Annotated in this window: 17 protein-coding genes; 16 read left to right on the top strand and 1 reads right to left on the bottom strand. The window is 63.9% G+C overall.

The annotated features are described in order from the left end of the window. Positions 1-50: 50 nt before the first annotated feature. A complete protein-coding gene (gene cyaY / locus ACVC5H_RS24635; protein WP_489620331.1) occupies positions 51-383 on the bottom strand; it encodes an iron donor protein CyaY in 333 nt (110 codons plus the stop codon). A gap of 49 nt (positions 384-432) precedes the next feature. Between cyaY and lptM the strand changes: the two genes are divergently transcribed. The 16 genes from lptM (at position 433) to ACVC5H_RS24555 (ending at position 18,781) form a co-directional block, all read left to right on the top strand. After that, positions 433-657, top strand: a complete 225-nt coding sequence (gene lptM / locus ACVC5H_RS24630; protein WP_489620330.1) for an LPS translocon maturation chaperone LptM — start codon at positions 433-435, stop codon at positions 655-657. Between the two features lie 101 nt (positions 658-758). Then, a complete protein-coding gene (lysA, locus tag ACVC5H_RS24625) occupies positions 759-2,051 on the top strand; it encodes a diaminopimelate decarboxylase (protein WP_489620329.1) in 1,293 nt (430 codons plus the stop codon). Between the two features lie 317 nt (positions 2,052-2,368). Continuing rightward, positions 2,369-3,295 carry a phage tail protein gene (locus ACVC5H_RS24620; RefSeq protein ID WP_489620328.1) on the top strand — a complete coding sequence of 309 codons (927 nt, stop codon included), beginning with the start codon at positions 2,369-2,371 and terminating at the stop codon, positions 3,293-3,295. A gap of 258 nt (positions 3,296-3,553) precedes the next feature. After that, on the top strand, positions 3,554-5,011 hold the full coding sequence (locus ACVC5H_RS24615) for a high affinity choline transporter 1 (protein ID WP_489620327.1): 1,458 nt from the start codon (positions 3,554-3,556) through the stop codon (positions 5,009-5,011). Positions 5,012-5,209: 198 nt separating this feature from the next. Further along, positions 5,210-5,956 carry a trehalose-phosphatase gene (gene otsB, locus ACVC5H_RS24610; protein WP_489620326.1) on the top strand — a complete coding sequence of 249 codons (747 nt, stop codon included), beginning with the start codon at positions 5,210-5,212 and terminating at the stop codon, positions 5,954-5,956. Positions 5,957-6,034: 78 nt separating this feature from the next. Beyond that, a complete protein-coding gene (locus ACVC5H_RS24605) occupies positions 6,035-7,924 on the top strand; it encodes a glycoside hydrolase family 15 protein (RefSeq protein WP_489620325.1) in 1,890 nt (629 codons plus the stop codon). Next, entirely contained in the window at positions 7,924-9,318 is a 1,395-nt protein-coding gene (gene otsA / locus ACVC5H_RS24600; RefSeq protein ID WP_489620324.1) for an alpha,alpha-trehalose-phosphate synthase (UDP-forming), read from the top strand. Before ACVC5H_RS24605 ends, otsA begins: the two co-directional genes overlap by 1 nt. Positions 9,319-9,496: 178 nt before the next feature. Beyond that, the gene (locus ACVC5H_RS24595; RefSeq protein ID WP_489620323.1) at positions 9,497-9,850 is read left to right on the top strand and encodes an FmdB family zinc ribbon protein; all 354 of its coding nucleotides are present in this window, start codon (positions 9,497-9,499) and stop codon (positions 9,848-9,850) included. A gap of 18 nt (positions 9,851-9,868) precedes the next feature. Further along, positions 9,869-10,504, top strand: a complete 636-nt coding sequence (locus tag ACVC5H_RS24590; RefSeq protein ID WP_489620322.1) for a DUF502 domain-containing protein — start codon at positions 9,869-9,871, stop codon at positions 10,502-10,504. A gap of 95 nt (positions 10,505-10,599) precedes the next feature. Further along, complete coding sequence (gene aspS, locus ACVC5H_RS24585) at positions 10,600-12,405, top strand: aspartate--tRNA ligase (protein ID WP_112068518.1); 1,806 nt, start codon at positions 10,600-10,602, stop codon at positions 12,403-12,405. 242 nt (positions 12,406-12,647) lie between these two features. Next, positions 12,648-13,949: an MFS transporter gene (locus ACVC5H_RS24580; RefSeq protein WP_489620321.1), complete on the top strand. Its 1,302-nt coding sequence runs from the start codon at positions 12,648-12,650 to the stop codon at positions 13,947-13,949. A gap of 8 nt (positions 13,950-13,957) precedes the next feature. After that, entirely contained in the window at positions 13,958-15,187 is a 1,230-nt protein-coding gene (locus ACVC5H_RS24575; RefSeq protein WP_489620320.1) for a metal-dependent hydrolase family protein, read from the top strand. Between the two features lie 118 nt (positions 15,188-15,305). Then, positions 15,306-16,211, top strand: coding sequence for a LysR substrate-binding domain-containing protein (locus ACVC5H_RS24570; RefSeq protein ID WP_489620319.1), 906 nt, complete (start codon positions 15,306-15,308; stop codon positions 16,209-16,211). A 49-nt stretch (positions 16,212-16,260) separates the two neighbouring features. Continuing rightward, entirely contained in the window at positions 16,261-16,764 is a 504-nt protein-coding gene (gene nudB, locus ACVC5H_RS24565; protein ID WP_489620318.1) for a dihydroneopterin triphosphate diphosphatase, read from the top strand. Positions 16,765-16,817: 53 nt separating this feature from the next. After that, the gene (locus ACVC5H_RS24560) at positions 16,818-17,615 is read left to right on the top strand and encodes an endonuclease/exonuclease/phosphatase family protein (protein WP_489620317.1); all 798 of its coding nucleotides are present in this window, start codon (positions 16,818-16,820) and stop codon (positions 17,613-17,615) included. Positions 17,616-17,617: 2 nt separating this feature from the next. Then, a complete protein-coding gene (locus ACVC5H_RS24555) occupies positions 17,618-18,781 on the top strand; it encodes a phospholipase D-like domain-containing protein (protein WP_489620316.1) in 1,164 nt (387 codons plus the stop codon). The last annotated feature ends 66 nt before the right edge of the window (positions 18,782-18,847 follow it).

The raw sequence follows: 18,847 nt of genomic DNA, 5'->3' as shown, positions 1-18,847 counted from the left end.
AGCGCGCCGCCGCTGCTGCGGTGGGGCGCGCAGGCCGGCACCGTGCCGGCTCAGGGCTTGAGGGTGACCGGCACGCCGGCCTGGCTGCTGACCACTTCCGAGAGCGTGGCATAGAGCTCGCTGCCGTCACGGGTATTGAGCCACTGGCTGCCGTCATACTTGTAGTGGAAGCCGCCCGAACGTGCGGCCAGCCACATTTCCTGCATGGGGGCCTGGCTGTTGATGATGATCTTGGAGCCATTGTCCACGCACTCGATTTCCAGCACGTTGCCGCTGCGGCTGCATTCCACGTCCAGGTCGCTGGCGTCGCAGGCGTCTTCCAGCGCCGTCTCGATGGCGTTGAGGGTGGCGTCGGCCAGGTCCAGGAATTCCGATTCGGTCATGCTACACTCCAAGTCATTCTAAGATTTCGATGTAATCCGTCATTTTATCGTGAAGTCACACTATTCTCCCGCCCGTTGTGCAGCTTCCCTGGCGCTGTGCGCCGCCGTCGTGATGCTGGCCGGTTGCGGCCAGAAAGGCCCGCTGTACATGCCCAAGATCCCGCCCGACCCGTTCGTGCGCACCCAGCCGGCCGCGCCGGCCAAGGACAAGGCAGCGGCCCAGGAGGGTGCGGCCCCTGCCGACACCTCCGCCGCCGACACGCCCAAACGATGATGCCCGGCTGAAACATCTGGCTGCATCGCGGCCGGTCCCCCAGGAGCATGAGGGCGGGATCGCGCCGGGTTTCCCTACAGAACTGACTTTTCCGGATCTCCATGTCCCACTTCTCCTACCGCAACGGCGCGCTGCACGCCGAAGACGTCTCGCTGCAAGCGCTGGCCGAACAGTTCGGCACCCCGCTCTACGTCTATTCCAAGGCCGCCCTGGTGCAGAACTTCTCGGCCTATGCCGATGCCTGCCGCGCAGCCGGCCGTGCCGATGGCGACAAGGGCGGCGCCCTGGTGTGCTACTCGGTCAAGTCCAATTCCAACCTGGCGGTGCTGAACCTGCTGGGCAAGCTGGGCTCCGGTTTCGACATCGTGTCCGGCGGCGAGCTGCTGCGTGTGGTGGCCGCTGGCGGTGATGCGCGCAAGGTGATCTTCTCGGGCGTGGGCAAGGGCCGCGACGAGATGAAGCTGGCGCTGGAACATGACATCCTCTGCTTCAACGTCGAATCCATCCCCGAAGTGGCCCGCCTGAACGAAGTGGCCGGCGCCCTGGGCAAGCGCGCGCGCATCTCGCTGCGCGTGAACCCCAACGTGGATGCCAAGACCCACCCCTACATCTCCACCGGCCTGAAGGAAAACAAGTTCGGCGTGGCCTATGAAGATGCGCTGAACTGCTATCGCGCCGCAGCCGCCCTGCCCAACATCGAAGTGGTGGGCATCGATTGCCACATCGGCTCGCAGCTGCTGGACGATTCGCCGTTGCTGGAAGCGCTGGACAAGATCATCGAGATGGTCGATGCGCTGGAAGCCGAGGGCATCACGATTCACCACCTCGACATCGGCGGCGGCATCGGCATCCGTTACGACGACGAGCAGCCGGTCGCCATCGGCGACTACCTGGCGCGCGTGTTCGCCCGCGTCGATGCCTGGCGTGCCAGGAAGTACGACGGCCGGCCGATCCAGGTCATGTTCGAGCCGGGCCGCTCGGTGGTCGGCAATGCCGGCCTGCTGCTGACCGAAGTGCAATACCTCAAGCATGGTGAAGGAAAAAACTTCGCCGTGGTCGATGCTGCCATGAACGATTTGATGCGTCCGGCCATGTACGAAGCCTGGCATGGCGTCAAGACAGTGAAGGAAAACGCCGGCCAGCCCCGTATCTACGATGTGGTCGGCCCGGTATGTGAATCCGGCGACTGGCTGGCCCGCTCGCGCGAACTGGCCATCGGCGAAGGCGATTTGCTGGCGCTGATGTCGGCCGGTGCCTATGGCATGACCATGGCCTCCAACTACAACACCCGGGGCCGTGCGGCCGAGGTGCTGGTCGATGGCGCGCAAGTCCACCTGGTCCGGGCACGCGAAAACCCGGCCGACCTGTTTGCGCTGGAAAAGATCGTCGACTGACACCGATTGTTGTCAGTCCTCCCAGCGGCAGCCCCGGAAACGAGGCTGCCGTTTCTTTTTGCACATCGTTTCTTGATAGGCCGGCAAGTCCCGCCCAGTCTGGGTTCGGAAATTTTTTGCAGAGCCGCATTTTTATTTTGCCTTTCGGAAATTTGAGCGCAAAATAGCCATCCGTCCAAAAAACAAACGCTGCATCAAAACCGCCTGGGGCCGAATTCGCCCGATTCTTGAGACCAGGCAACAGCCATCACGGACGTGAGGGAGCACACCAGGGCCGCCAGGGACGGCGGCCGGTAGCGCAATACAGGGGAATTCCAATGCAGCTTCTGGCACCTACAGAGGAAGATCGTGACCGGCGCGCCGCCGAAGGCGCGTCTGCGGCCGGTCACGGCAGCCAATCCGGCAACACCAGCCATATCAGCCCCACCGGTCATCCGGCCCACCCGGCGATGCCACCGCTGGCGCTGAGCGAGGAAGAGCTCGAAGTCCGCGCCTCGCACATTACCGCTGCGGCAGTGGCCGCTGCCGCCGTGACGGCTGCGGTCGCCACTTCTGCAGCCAGTGCCAGCCTGCCTTACGAAGACGATGCCCCTGCCGTGGCCGTCCAGGAACAGCCTGAACCCGCCGCACGCCCGGCGCCGCGCGGTCCGCGCACCGAACCCGAGGTGCGGGCCTCGACCCGGGGCGCCTTGCTGGTCTCCCTGCTGACCCTGGCCATCATCGGCCTGGCCCTGTGGCTGGGCGGGCAATGGCCGCAGCGCGGGCTCAAGCCGGTGATGCAGCAGTCGCCCGCACTGTCCAAGTCCGCCCAGGCTGAGCCGGCCGCCCCGATGGCCAGCCAGGTCACCGCAGAACCTGCTGCCGGTGATGCCGCGCCCGGTCCCGAGGTGATCGCCCAGCTCCAGCAGGAAGCCGACGAAAAGGCCCATCAACTGGCCCAGAAGCGCGCGGCCGCCGAGGCCCGCCACCGCCGCGAGGATGCCGCCCTGGCCCTGCGTGAGCAGCGCCGCCGCGACGCCGAGGCGCAACTGGCCAATGCCCGCGCCAAGGCCGAACGCGCCCAGGCCGCCGTGCCGGCACCGGAGGTGGTCGAAGTGCTGCCCGTGCCGACGCTGGCCGAGCAGGTCAAGCAATGCGGCACCCTCTCGGTGTTCGCCCGCGAAAGCTGCCTCTGGAAGCTGTGCGACGGCAAATGGGGCAAGAACGGTTGCCCTTCCTACGAGCACAGCAACGAAGGCGCCTGATCCGCCTGCGCCTGCGCTGCCGCTCCCGGGCGGCGCAGGATTGTTCACCTTCTATTCACTCCAACTGACAAAATGCTGACGCCCCCGTCCTGTGGGCGGGAGCATTTCTTGCTTGCTGCGAGATCAATTCCCTTGCGCCGGCCAGCACGGCTGTGGCCCCCTGGCGACAGATGAAAAGTCTTGCCACAAGCGGCTTTGCGCGGGGAAGTTGCCGCTATAATGCGCGTTTTTCATCCCCCCGCCTGCAAGGAAAAAGGCATGAATGCACTGCTTTGGTTCGTCGTTCTCTATTGGGTCATCTCCGTCGCTATCGGCTTGTACGCCACCCGCTACGTGAAGAGTTCGAAGGACTACGCCGTCGCCGGCCGCTCGCTGCCGATGTCGGTGGTGACCGCGACCGTCTTTGCGACCTGGTTCGGTTCGGAGGCGGTGCTGGGGGTGTCCTCGACCTTCCTCAAGGAGGGCCTGGGCGGCATCGTGGCCGATCCCTTCGGTTCTTCACTGTGCCTGATCCTGGTTGGCGTGTTCTTCGCCAAGAAGCTCTATCGCATGAACCTGCTGACCATCGGCGACTACTACAAGAAGCGCTTCGGCCGCGCCGCCGAAATGCTGGTCACGATCTGCATCGTCATTTCCTACCTGGGCTGGGTGGCCGCGCAGATCAAGGCGCTGGGCCTGGTCTTCAACGTCGTCTCGGGCGGCTACATCCCCATGCACTGGGGCATGATCATCGGCGCCGGCAGCGTGCTCATCTATACCCTGATGGGCGGCATGTGGGCCGTGGCCATCACCGACTTCCTGCAGATGATCATCGTGGTGGTCGGCATGCTGTATATCGGATATGAAGTGTCGGGCATGGTCGGCGGTCCGGGTGTCGTGATTGCGCATGCTGCCGAGGCCGGCAAGTTCAACTTCTGGCCGGCCGCTGAACTCAAGGACGTGCTGTGGTTCTTTGCCGCCTGGATCACCATGATGCTGGGCTCGATTCCGCAGCAGGACGTGTTCCAGCGCGTCATGTCCTCCAAGAATGAAAAGGTGGCGCGCAATGCCTCGGTGCTGGGTGGCGTGATCTATTTCTTCTTCGTCTTCATCCCCATCTTCCTGGCCTATTCGGCTACGCTGATCGACCCGGCCATGGTCTCGCGCCTGCTGGACACCGATTCGCAACTGGTGCTGCCGACCCTGATCATGGAAAAGATGCCGGTCTTCGCCCAGGTGATGTTCTTCGGCGCCTTGCTCTCGGCCATCAAGAGTTGCGCCAGCGCGACCCTGCTGGCGCCCTCGGTGACCTTCACCGAGAACGTGCTCAAGGAAATCCGCCCCTGGAAGAACGACCGTGAATTCCTCTTCTCGATGCGTGCCGTGGTGCTGGTCTTCACCGCCGGCGTGACCTCGCTGGCCCTGAACAGCCAGTCCAGCATCTATGAAATGGTCGAGAACGCCTACAAGGTGACCCTGGTAGCCGCCTTCGTGCCGCTGGCCTTCGGTGTCTACTGGCAGCGCGCCACCCGCCAGGGCGCGCTCATGTCCATGGTGCTGGGCCTGGTGTCGTGGATCACGCTGGAATACGCCGCCCCGGACGGCCTGTGGCCGCCGCAGCTGGCCGGTCTGCTGGTCTCCATCGGCGGCATGGTGGTGGGTTCGCTCATGCCCCAGGTGCTGGCTCCCGTGCCGCCCATGGTGGTGGCATCGGCCGAGGGCAGCGTCCAGTCCTGACCCCTCTTGCCTGATTGAAACGGTCGCCCGGCCTAGCCGCGCGGCCGTTTTTTCTTTTTGGGCGGCCTCCCAGAACTGCTGGGCCAGGTGCTGTCAAAGCAATTCCAACGCCCGGCTTTTCGAACTTATTCGATGTTTAATTGATAAGAATTCGAGAACAAGCCGGAACTTATTTGCTTTCCATCAACCTGAAAAAGCATGACTGAGCACACTCGCCCCTACGATGTTGCTGCCGATGCGTTGTTCCTGGACTTCGACGGCACCCTGGTCGACCTGGCGCCCCAGCCCGAAGAGATCGTGGTGCCACCGGACCTGATCACGCTCCTGCAGCGCATCCAGCAAGAATCGGATGGCGCGCTGGCCATCGTCAGCGGCCGCCCGCTCGATCAGCTGGATTTCTTTTTGTCGCCCTTGCGCCTGCCGGCCGCCGGCGTGCACGGTGCCGAGCGCCGTACCGCCGATGGCCGCATCCTGCAGCAGCCGGTGCCGGACGTGCATCACCTGCGCGAGCGTCTGCTGCCGCTGGTGGAGTCGCATCCCGGCCTGCAGCTCGAACTCAAGCGCGGTGCCCTGGCCCTGCATTACCGCCACGCAGCTCACCTGGAACAGCGCTGCGTGGAAACCATGATGGACGCGCTGCGCCACGAACCCGGATTCACCCTCCTGCAGGGCAAGATGGTGGTGGAGGCCAAGCCGCACATCAACAAGGGCGACGCCGTTGCGGCCTTCCTGCATGAGGCGCCTTTCCGTGGCCGCCGCCCGGTCTTCATCGGCGACGACGTGACCGATGAAGCCGGCTTTGCCATCGCCCAGGGCGAAGTCTTCGGCGGTCTCGGCATCAAGGTCGGCAGCGGCCCCAGCCAGGCCCTGCAGCGCCTGGGCGACCCGGCCGCCGTATTGACGCTGCTGCGCCAGAGCGTGGAGGTCCGCAGCGCCAGCGCATAGATGCCACCGGATGCCTCTCCCCGCAGCACATCGCCTTCCATCAAGAAATCTGACCCACAGAACAGAGCACGAGGAACCATGAGCCAGCCCAGCCCCGACCCGCAGCAAGAAGCGCAACCGCAGCCGCATTCCCAGACGCAGCATTCCGAACAACCGCATCTGGCCGCCCAGGCGCACGACATGCCCTCGACCTCCTCGCTGGAGCTGGGCGTGATCGGCAATTGCGCCTTCTCGGCCCTGGTGGACAAGATGGGCCGCATCGTCTGGTGCTGCCTGCCGCGCTTCGATGGCGATCCGGTCTTCAATGCGCTGCTCGATCCCACCGACAATGGCGCGCTGTGGTCTTTCCAGCTGGAGAATTTTTCCCACAGCGAGCAATGGTATGAACCCAATACCGCCGTGCTGCGCACCCGCCTCTACGACACGCTGGGGCAGGGCATCGAGATCACCGACCTGGCGCCGCGCTTCCAGAGCCGTGGCCGCTTCTTCCGTCCGCTGCAGCTGGTGCGCCGCATCCATCCGCTGTCGGGCGCGCCGCGCATGCGCGTAGTGCTGCGCCCCAGATTCGACTGGGGCCGCGAAGAACCGCTGCAGACGCGCGGCAGCAACCACATCCGCTATGTCGGACAAGAACAGACGCTGCGCCTGAACACCGATGCGCCCATCAGCTACATCGTCGGCGAGACCGCCTTCGTGGTCAGCCGTCCCTACAACTTCATCCTCGGCCCCGATGAAACCCTGCACGGCGGCATCAACGACACCGCCCGTGATTTCGAGCAGGAAACCACCGCCTACTGGCGCAACTGGAGCCGTGCCCTGGCTACGCCCCTGGAATGGCAGGATGCCGTCATCCGTGCGGCCATCACGCTGAAAATGTCGGTCTATGAAGATACCGGCGCCATCATTGCCGCCATGACCACCAGCGTGCCCGAAGCACCGGGCAGCCAGCGCAACTGGGACTATCGTTATTGCTGGCTGCGTGATGCTTTCTTCGTGGTGCGCGCACTCAACAGCCTGTCCGAGCTGGGCACCATGGAAGACTACCTGCGCTGGCTGACCAACGTGGTGGTGCGCTCCGGTGGCGGCCACGTGCAGCCGCTCTATGGCATCGGCCTGGAAGAGGCGCTGCCCGAACAGATCCTGGATCACCTGCCGGGCTACCAGCATCACCAGCCGGTGCGCGTGGGCAACCAGGCTTACGAACATTTCCAGCATGACGTCTACGGCAACATCGTGCTGGGCGCGGCGCAGGCCTTCCACGACATGCGCCTGTACCATCGCGCCGGGGCCGAGCACTTCCAGCATCTGGAAGCCGTGGGCGAGCGCGCCTACGAGGTCTACAACCAGCCCGATGCGGGCATGTGGGAGCTGCGTACGCGCTCGCGCATCCATACCTCATCGGCACTGATGAGCTGGGCCGCCTGCGATCGCCTGGCCAAGATCGCCGCTCGCGTGGACCTCCCCGAACGTGCCCGCTACTGGGGCGAGCGCGCCAGGGAAATTGGCGAGCGCATCCTCACCGAAGCGTGGAACGAACAGCGCCAGGCCTATGCCGAAAGCTTCGGCGGCCGCGACCTCGATGCCAGCGTATTGCTGATGGTGGAAGTGGGCCTGATTGCGCCCACCGACAAGCGTTTCATCTCCACCGTCGAAGCCCTGGAAAAATCGCTCTGCGACGGCCCCTACATGCGCCGCTACGAAGCCCCGGACGACTTCGGCCGCCCCGAGACCGCTTTCAACATCTGCACCTTCTGGCGCATCGATGCATTGGCGCGCATCGGCCGCAAGGAGCAGGCGCGCGAGATCTTCCAGGCCATGCTGGATGCCCGCAACCACCTGGGCCTCCTGTCCGAGGACACGCACCCGGTCACGCGCCAGATGTGGGGCAACTTCCCGCAGACCTATTCGATGGTGGGCATCATCAACTGTGCGATGCGCCTGTCGGCATCGTGGGAGGCGGTGATCTGATGGGCAGACTCGTTGTTGTTTCCAATCGCCTGGCCGATCCGCGCAAGCCTGCTGCGGGCGGCCTGGCCGTGGCCCTGGGCGAGACGCTCAAGAAGACCGGGGGACTTTGGTTTGGCTGGAGCGGCAAGGTCGTCGAGAATGGCACGCCCGGCGAGGGTGAGCTGCGCGTGAACCAGGCCGGTCCCGTGACCCTGGCCGAACTGGACCTGTCGCAGGAAGACCATGATGCCTACTACCGTGGCTATGCCAATGGCGTGCTGTGGCCGGTGTTCCACTATCGCCTCGACCTCGCGCATTTCGAAGCGGGGCACCTGGGCGGCTACCGTCGCGTGAACCAGCTCTTCGCGCGTAAATTGTTTCCGCTGTTGAAGCGTGATGACATCGTGTGGATCCACGATTACCACCTCATCCCGCTGGCCGCCGAGCTGCGCGCCATGGGCTGCGAGGCGCGCATCGGTTTCTTCCTGCACATCCCGCTGCCACCGCCACCCATCCTCACTGCCATCCCTTCCCATGAATGGCTCATGCGCGCGTTGTTTGCCTACGATCTGGTGGGTTTCCAGAACCACGCCGACCTGCAGCACTTCGCCCAGTACGTGCAGGCCGAAGCCACCGCCGAGCCGGTCGGCCCGAACCAGTTCCGCGCCTTCAATCACACGGTGCATGCCAATGCCTTCCCCATCGGCATCGACGTGGCGGAGTTCCAGCGCCTGGGCCAGGCCAAGGAAGCGCGGGACACCTATGAAAGCACCAAGGCCGAGTATTCGCGCCGGCGCCTGCTGATCGGGGTGGACCGGCTGGATTATTCCAAGGGCTTGCCGCAGCGCATCCGTGCCTTCCGCGAACTGTTGCGCCTGTATCCGGAGAACCGCCACAGCGCCACGCTCCTGCAGATCGCCTCGCCCAGCCGCGAGGACGTGGAAGCCTATGGCGACATCCAGCGCGAGCTGGAAAGCCTGTGCGGTTCCATCAATGGCGATTTCGGCGACTTCGACTGGATGCCGATCCGCTACATCCACCGCACCGTGGCACGGCGCCGCCTGCCGGGTTTGTACCGCGCTTGCGCGGTGGCGCTGGTGACACCCCTGCGCGATGGCATGAACCTGGTGGCAAAGGAATTCGTTGCCGCCCAGAACGCGGACGACCCCGGCGTGCTGGTGCTGTCGCGCTTTGCCGGGGCGGCTGAGCAGATGAAGGCTGCGCTCATCATCAACCCCTATGACACCCACGGCACCGCCCAGGTGATCCAGCAGGCCCTGCAGATGTCGCAGTCCGAACGGCGCGAGCGCCATGCCGCACTGATGGAGAACATCCGCCGGTTTGACGTGCATTGGTGGTGTCGTGAATTTCTGGACACCCTGCGCAGCAGCCGTGCCGCCCCGGTGGAGGCTTGAGGCGGGATGGCGCTGCGGGACGCGGTGCGACGTGAATAAATTTTCCAAAAGACAAGATTTTGCTGGCGCGGCGCTGCATGCCGTCGCGCCAGCGCATCGCCCGCGCGGGCAGGTTCACTAAAAATCCGCCAAAAGCCTTTATAATTCAGGGTTTTGGAAGTTTTTTGCGGAGTTAGTCATGCCCATTTACGCGTATCGCTGCGAAGCGTGTGGTTTTGCCAAGGATGTCTTGCAGAAGATCTCTGACGATGCGTTGACCGTTTGCCCCTCCTGCAACAAGGACAGCTTCAGGAAGCAGTTGACTGCGGCCGGCTTCCAGTTGAAGGGTTCGGGCTGGTACGTGACCGATTTCCGGGGCAATGGCAGTGGTACGGCCAACAGCAAGGGCGCCAACGGCACCGGCATCGCCGCCTCCACCGACGCCCCCGCAGCTCCTGCAGCCGCCGAACAGGCCGCTGCTGCCCCGGCTCCTGCTGCCAGCGCACCGGCGCCAGCGCCTGCAGCCGCACCCGCCACCCCCAGCGCAAGCTAACGAGGTCTTCCTTCCCCCATGCGCAAATACTTCATCACGGGTCTGCTGATCCTGGTCCCCCTGGCCATTACGCTGTGGGTGCTGAACCTCATCATCAGTACCATGGACCAGTCGCTGCTGCTGCTGCCCGAGGCCTGGCGGCCGGCACACTGGCTGGGCCACAACATCCCCGGCCTGGGCGCGATCCTGACACTGCTGATCGTGTTCCTCACCGGCCTGGCTGCGCGCAATTTCATCGGCCGCCGCCTGGTGCTGCTGTGGGAAGGCCTGCTGACCCGCATTCCGGTGGTGAAGTCGATCTATTCCAGCGTCAAGCAGGTGTCCGATACGCTGTTCTCGCCCTCCGGCAATGCCTTTCGCAAGGCTGTGCTGATCCAGTACCCGCGCCAGGGTTCGTGGACCATCGCCTTCCTGACCGGCGCGCCCGGCGGTGAAGTCAAGCATCACCTGCAGGGCGACTTCATCAGCGTGTACGTGCCCACCACCCCCAACCCGACTTCCGGTTTCTTCCTGATGCTGCCGCGTGCCGACTCCATCGAGCTCGACATGTCGGTGGATGCGGCCCTGAAATACATCGTCTCCATGGGCGTGGTCGCCCCCGAGATGGCCACCGACAAGAAGATCATCACCGACGCGGCGGCGCCGAAGAATTGAGGGGGCGGCCGGCACCTTGCCCGGCCAGCCCCGCCTTCGCCCTTAGCGTCTTCTCTCTCGAATCCAACAAGAACACTGTCAACGGAATCACAACCATGTCCATGCGAACCCAATACTGTGGCCTCACTACCGAGGCACTGCTCGGCCAAACCGTCAGCCTGTGCGGCTGGGTGCACCGTCGCCGCGATCACGGCGGCGTGATCTTCATCGACCTGCGCGACCGCGAAGGCCTGGTCCAGGTGGTCTGCGATCCGGACCGCGCCGATGTCTTCAAGAACGCCGAATCGGTGCGCAACGAGTTCTGCCTGCGTATCACGGGCCTGGTGCGCAACCGTCCGGAAGGCACCACCAACGCCAACCTGAAGTCGGGCAAGATCGAAGTGCTGTGCCACGAACTGGAAGTGCTGAACCCGTCGGTGACGCCCCCGTTCCAGCTGGATGACGACAGCCTGTCCGAAACCACCCGCCTGACCCACCGCGTGCTGGACCTGCGCCGTCCGCAGATGCAGAACAACCTGCGCCTGCGCTACAAGGTCGCCATGGAAGTGCGCAAGTTCCTGGATGCGCAAGGTTTCATCGACATCGAAACCCCGATGCTGACCAAATCCACCCCGGAAGGCGCCCGCGACTACCTGGTGCCCTCGCGCGTGAATGCCGGCGAATTCTTTGCCCTGCCACAATCGCCGCAGCTGTTCAAGCAGCTGCTGATGGTGGCCAACTTCGACCGCTACTACCAGATCACCAAGTGCTTCCGCGACGAAGACCTGCGCGCTGACCGCCAGCCCGAATTCACCCAGATCGACTGCGAAACCTCCTTCCTGAACGAACAGGAAATCCGTGACCTGTTCGAAGGCATGATCCGCCTGGTCTTCAAGAACGCACTGGACATCGACCTGCCCAACCCCTTCCCGGTGATGGACTTCGCCACCGCCATGGGCATGTATGGTTCGGACAAGCCGGACATGCGCGTCAAGCTCGAATTCACCGAACTGACGGACGTGATGAAGGACGTCGACTTCAAGGTCTTCTCGGGTGCCGCCAACAGCGAAGGCGGCCGCGTGGTCGGCCTGCGCGTGCCGGGCGGTGCAGAAATGCCGCGTTCGGAAATCGACGCCTACACCCAGTTCGTCGCCATCTACGGCGCCAAGGGCCTGGCCTACATCAAGGTCAATGAAAAGGCCAAGGGCCGTGACGGCCTGCAGTCGCCCATCGTCAAGAACATCCACGATGCGGCCCTGAACGCCATCATCGAGAAGACCGGCGCGCAAGACGGCGACCTGATCTTCTTCGGTGCCGACAAGGCCAAGGTGGTCAACGATGCCATCGGTGCGCTGCGCGTGAAGATCGGCCACAGCGAATTCGGCAAGAAGAACGGCCTGTTCGACGACGCATGGCGTCCGCTGTGGGTGGTCGACTTCCCCATGTTCGAATACGACGAAGACGGCCAGCGCTGGGTCGCCCTGCATCACCCGTTCACCTCGCCCAAGGATGGCCACGAAGACTTCATCTCGACCAATCCGGGTGCGGCCATCGCCAAGGCCTACGACATGGTGTTGAACGGTTGGGAACTGGGCGGTGGTTCGGTCCGTATCCACCGTGCCGACGTGCAGAGCAAGGTGTTCCGTGCCCTGAAGATCGATGACGAAGAAGCCCGCCTGAAGTTCGGCTTCCTGCTGGACGCCCTGCAATACGGCGCGCCCCCGCACGGCGGCATCGCCTTCGGCCTGGACCGCCTGGTCACCATGATGGCCGGTGCCGAGTCGATCCGCGACGTGATCGCCTTCCCCAAGACCCAGCGCGCCCAGTGCCTGCTGACCCACGCACCGTCGGAAGTTGACGAGAAGCAGCTGCGCGAACTGCATATCCGCCTGCGCAATACCGAGCCGGCAGTGAAGGCCTGATCGGCTTATCGAATTTTTCGATAAACCCATCGAAAAAGCGCGTGCAGAAATGCACGCGCTTTTTTATTTTTCGACGTTTTCATAAAATATATAAAAGATATAAATAATTAATGCGTAATTAGGTAAATCATTTACGCATGCATGCGCACAGGTCATGGCAGCATGCACAGATATCATTTCCGCCCGCCCCCTGCTGACCCTATTATCGGCCGCATATTCAACGTCTGACATGAGGGGAGAGCATGCAAGCAACGACATTACCAGCCGGCGGGATTCCGTTGGTAAGCAACCACCAGCGCCGCCGTGCGATCATTGCCACCGTCATCGGCAATGGTCTCGAATGGTTCGACTTCACCGTCTACAGTTTCTTTGCGGTGATCATCGCCAAGCTGTTCTTCCCGACCGGCAATGACCTCACCTCATTGCTGCTGGCCGTGGCCACCTTCGGCGTGGGCTTCTTCATGCGTCCGGTGGGCGGCATCCTCCTGGGCATCTACGCCGACCGCGTGGGCCGCAAGGCCGCGCTGTCGGTCACCATCCTGCTCATGGCCCTGGGCACCACCCTGATCGGCCTGGCGCCGACCTACGAAAGCGTGGGCCTGTTCGCACCGCTCATCATCGTGGTGGCGCGCCTGTTGCAAGGCTTCTCGGCCGGTGGCGAGATGGGTAGTGCCACCGCCTTCCTGACCGAATATGCACCCGAGCGCGAGCGCGCCTATTACTCCAGCTGGATCCAGGCCAGTATCGGCGTGGCCGTGCTGCTGGGCGCAGCCGTGGGAACCTTCGTCACCGCCAGCCTGGATGCGCAAGCGCTGGCCAGCTGGGGCTGGCGCCTGCCCTTCCTGCTGGGGATCGTGATCGGGCCGGTCGGTTACTACATCCGCAATCACCTCGAAGAAACTCCGACCTTCCTGGATGAAAAGGACAAGACCGATTCGCCGCTCAAGGAAGTGATTTCCAACTTCCCGCGCGAGACCTCGGCCAGCTTCTCCATGGTGATCCTGTGGACGGTCTGTACCTATGTCTTGCTGTTCTACATGCCGACCTATTCGGTGAAGGTCTTGAAGCTGCCGCAGACCACCGGTTTCATCGCCGGCATGGTCGGCGGGCTCTGCATCATGGTGCTGGCGCCCATCGTCGGCCGTCTGGCTGACCGCATCGGCCGCCGTCCGCTGCTCTCTGGCTCGGCCGCGCTGATCCTGGTACTGGCCTATCCCATGTTCGCCTACATCAACAGTGCGCCCAGCCTGGCCACGCTGCTGATCTTCCAGCTGGTCTTCGGCACCCTGATTGCGGGCTATACCGGCCCCATCCTGGCGGCGTTCTCCGAACTGTTCCCGGCCAAGGTCCTGTCCACCGGCCTGTCGGTGGCCTACAACCTGGCCGTGACCATCTTCGGCGGCTTTGCCTCCTTCTTCATCACCTGGTTGATCGCCGCCACCGGCAGCACCATGGCCCCGGCTTTCTACGTGATGATCGCCGCCGCCATCAGCTTCATCGGCACCCGTTTCGTGCGTGAGCCGCAGTACCTGCAACAACATTGATTCCTGACATGACCAAGATTCTCCTGAAGGGCGGCAACGTCCTCGATCCCGCGCTGGGCAGCCTGTTCCCGCGCCATGATGTCCTGATTGAAAAAGACCGCATCATCGATGTTTCGGCTACCCCGCTGGCGGTGAGCGGTGCCCGCGTGGTCGACGTGACCGGCAAGACCGTCATGCCCGGCCTGATCGACTGCCACGTGCACGTGCTGGCCTCGCTGGCCAACCTGGGCCTCAATGCCATGCAACCCGGCTCGCTGACGTCGATTCGCGCCCTGCCCATCGTCGAGGCCATGCTCAACCGCGGCTTCACCAGCGTGCGCGATGCGGGCGGCGCCGACTGGGGCCTGGCGCAAGCCATCGCCATCGGCCTGGTGCCGGGCCCACGCATCTTCCCCTCGGGCAAGGCGCTGTCGCAGACCGGCGGCCATGGCGATTTCCGCCCGCGTTCCGACGTGCTGGAGCCGTGCTCCTGCGCCTTCCGCGCCGGCGCCATTGCGCGCGTGGCCGATGGTGTGGACGCGGTGCGCCTGGCCGCCCGCGAAGAATTGCAGAAGGGCGCCACCCAGATCAAGATCATGGCCTCGGGCGGCGTGGCGTCCCCCACCGACCCCATCGGCAACACCCAATACAGCGAAGATGAAATCCGCGCCATCGTGGCCGAGGCCGAAGCCGCGCAGACCTACGTGATGGCGCACGCCTACACCGGCCGCGCGATTGCCCGCGCCGTGCGCTGCGGCGTGCGCACCATCGAGCACGGCAACCTGGTCGATGCCGAGGCCGCACGCGTGATGCGCGAGCATGGCGCCTTCGTGGTGCCCACGCTGGTGACCTACGACTCGCTGGCCCGCGACGGCGCCCGCCTGGGCTTGCCCCCGGATTCGGTGGCCAAGATCGAATCGGTGCGCCAGGCCGGCCGCGATTCGCTGCGCATCTATGCCGAACACGGCGTACCAATGGGCTTCGGCTCGGACCTGCTGGGCGAGATGCATCAGGACCAGTCCACCGAATTCCTGATCCGCGCCGAGATCCTGGGCAATCTGGAGACCATCCGTTCGGCCACCTCGATTGCCGCCACCATCCTGCAACGCGAAGGCGAACTGGGCACCGTGCGTGCCGGCGCGCTGGCCGACCTGATCGTGGTCGACGGCAATCCGCTGCAAGACATCACGCTGCTGACCGGCCAGGGCGAGCACCTGTCGCTGGTCATGCAGGCCGGCCACATCCACCGCAGCCGCTGATTTCCGGCACTGCGTCTTTTCCGCCACCGCTTTCCAGACGCCGGGAAAGCGGCGGCGGGCATGCTTTTCGCTCTACCATCTCGATCTGGATGAGACCTTTCGAGCTGGAGCGCCGACCATGCGTATATCGCCACTTCCCCCCCTGCCTTCGCTGATCGCCTTTGAAGCCGCCATGCGCCATGGCAGCTTTACCCGTGCGGCAGCGGAGCTGCATCTCACGCAAAGCGCCATCAGCCGCCAGATCGCCCAGCTGGAGCGCTTCCTGGGCAAGAAGCTGTTCCTGCGGGAGCCGCGCGCACTGCGCCTGACCGTCAGCGGCCAGCGCTATGCCGCCCTGGTGCAGCGCCTGCTGGTCGATTGTGCCGAGGCCACCGAAGACATCATGAAACGCAAGGGTCATCAGGAACTGACGGTGGCCTGTTCGCAAGGGGTGGCAGTGCTGTGGCTGACGCCCCGCCTGGCGCGTTTTCGTGCGCAGCATCCGGACTGCCATCTGCGCCTGATCGTCAACGACAGCCTGGCGCAACTCTCCGAAACCGATTTCGACATGGGCATCTACTTCCTGCGCGACGGCCCGCCCTCGGGCCTGGCGGCGCGCCGGCTGTATGACGAGGAAGTGTTCCCGGTCTGTTCATCCGGCTATCTGCGCGGACGCACCCTGACGCCGGCCGACCTGCGCAACGAGACGCTGCTGATGCTCGAAGACGGCCAGCGCCAATGGATGTCGTGGCAGAACTGGATGGCGCACAACGAAGTGGCCGATGCGCGCATCGAACATCAGATTCTTTCCAACCAATATCCCGTGCTGTTGCAACTGGCCATGGAAGGGCAGGGCATCGTGCTGGCCTGGCGCCACATGATCGATGCCTGCATGGAGCAAGGCTTGCTGGTGCGCGCCTGCGAGGCCAGCGCCAGCCTGGGCGGCGGCTACTATGCGGTGTGGCCGCGCGACCGCATCGAGCATGCCGCCGCACGTGCCTTCCGCAGCTGGCTGGTGGCCGAGAGCGAAGCCACGCTGCTCTGAAAGGCTGCCGTCCCGATACAATGGGGCTTTTCCGCATCACGGACAGGCCATGACGCAAGCCAAGCCCTACAAGATCCCCGAATCGGTGCTGGTGGTGATCCACAGCGCCGACCAGCATGTGCTCTTGATCGAACGCGCCGACCAGCCCGGTTTCTGGCAGTCGGTCACCGGTTCCAAGGACAGCCTTGATGAGCCCTTGTCGGAGACCGCCCGACGCGAAGTGGAGGAAGAGACCGGCATCGTGGTGGCCGGCAGCGGCGTAGACTCGGCGCACGATGGTGGACGCCGCGTGCCCTCATCCCATCTGCGCGACTGGCAACTTTCCAACATCTATGAAATCTATCCGGTCTGGCGGCACCGCTATGCGCCGGGCGTGACGAAGAATACCGAGCACGTCTTTGGCCTCCTGGTGCCGCGTGATATCCCGGTGACGCTGGCCCCGCGCGAGCACACCAATCATGTGTGGCTGCCGTATCGCGAAGCGGCCGACCGCTGCTTCTCGCCTTCCAATGCCGAGGCGATTCTGCAGTTGCCCCGCTACCTCGCTCCCTAGCACGGACTTGCGCCAGGACGGCACCGGACAAGAACAAGAGAAAGGTTGCATCGATGAAGCTGCGCGTTGCCACATACAACATCCACAAGGGCGTGACCTCCTTTGCCGGACGCCCGCGCATCCTGGCGTTGAAGCAGGCGCTGGCGCAGCTGGATCCGGACATCCTGTTCCTGCAGGAAGTGCAGGGCCGCCATGACCTCAATGCCTTGCGCCACGCTTCGAACTGGCCGCAGCAGGGTCAGCACGAATACCTTGCCGGCGACACGCACCACGCCGCCTATGGCATGAACGCGGTCTATGACCATGGCCACCATGGCAATGCGTTGATCTCCCGTTTTGCAATCGCTTCCGTGCGCAACCAGGATGTTTCGGACCACGCCTATGAGTCACGCGGCATCCTGCATTGCGTGGTGCCGATCGAGGGCGTGGAGGTGCACTGCTACGTGATTCACCTGGGTCTCTTCGCCAATGGCCGGCGGCGCCAGACCGATGCGCTGGTCCAGGCGGTCAGCACGTCCTCGCCGCCCGATGCGCCCTTGCTGATTGCCGGGGACTTCAATGACTGGACCAACCAGTTGAGCCGCACCCTGTACCAGAACCTTGGCGTGACCGAAGTGTTCGACCAGCCGCAACCTGCTGCGCGCGGCGTGATGCAGGGTCTGCGTCGCCTCGGCGGCCTGTCGGCGCCGATCCGCCCGGCGCGCACCTTCCCGGCCATGATGCCGTGGCTGCGGCTGGACCGCATCTACGTGCGCGGTTTCCGTGTGGAAACGGCGGAGGTCTTGAAGGATGGTCCGTGGGCACGCCTGTCGGATCACGCCCCTATCGTCACCGAACTGCATCTGGCCTGATCTTGCGCCACCTCGCCTTTACCGACGGCAACCAGATCGCCCTGCTGCACAGTGGCGCAGGTTTTTATCCGGCGCTGATCGGCGCCATCGATGCGGCACGTGTCGAGATCTATCTGGAAACTTATATTTTTTCCCTGGACGATACCGGCATGCTGGTGTGTGAAGCCTTGCAGAGGGCTGCCGGACGCGGGGTTGTGGTCTACGTCATCAATGACTGGCTGGGCACCGGACGGGAAAATACTAAGAAATTACATGCCGCCCTGAGCTCGGCCGGAGTGCAGCATCGTTCCTTCAATCCCTGGTTCCGGCGCGGCGTGGCACGCAGCCATCGCAAGCTGTGTGTGGTGGACCGGCAGGTGGCCTTCGTGGGCGGGCTCAACATCAACGACGATATGGTGTCCGACCGTGACCATATCACGCCGCTGCCGGCACCGCGCTGGGACTTCGCGGTGAGCATCCTCGGGCCGCTTGTGCAGGACATCTACCGCGAGGTGCAAGCCCAATGGCTGCGCGTGGGCCGCATGAAACTGAAGGCGCGCTGGCGCAATTTCAGGCGCCTGCGCCATGGCCAGCCGGGCCCCGTGCATGACCAGACCCAGGCTGCGCTGGTGGTGCGCGACAACTTCCGCAACCGCCGCACCATCCAGCGCGCCTATCTGCAGGCGCTGGGCCGCGCGCGGGAGACGGCTTTTCTCGCCAATCCTTATTTCGCCCCCGGCCGCAAGATGCGCCGCGCGCTGGAAGAGGCCGCCCAGCGCGGGGTGAAGGTGACCCTGCTGCTGGGTGTGGGGCAGTTCATGATGCAGGATGCGGTGGCGCATTCCTTTTATCCCAAGCTCTTGCGCGCGGGCGTGCGCATCGTCGAATACACCCATACCGAGCTGCATGCCAAGGTGGCGGTGGTGGACGACAAGTGGGCTACCGTGGGATCGAGCAACTACGATGGACTTTCGCTCTTCGTCAACCAGGAGGCCAACGTGGTGGTGCAGGATACCGCCTTCGCCGGCTACCTGCGCCAGGAGATCGAGGCCGGTGCGGCCGGGGGCAGGGTGGTGCATCTGTCGGACTTTCTGCATGTGCCCTGGTACAAGCGCGCGGCCTATGGTGCGGCCTTCCTCCTCTATCGCACGGTAATTCACATCATCACGCTTGGAAAAGACGCCTGAGACTTTGTTGTCCCGGCTTGATTTACCGAAAATTCACCATATCGCGTTCGAAGCTGAAATGGAATA

The organism is Herbaspirillum sp. Her3 (assembly GCF_057961275.1).
The sequence above is the reverse complement of the archived record's forward strand: the minus strand, read 5'-3'. Positions and strand labels throughout refer to the sequence as shown.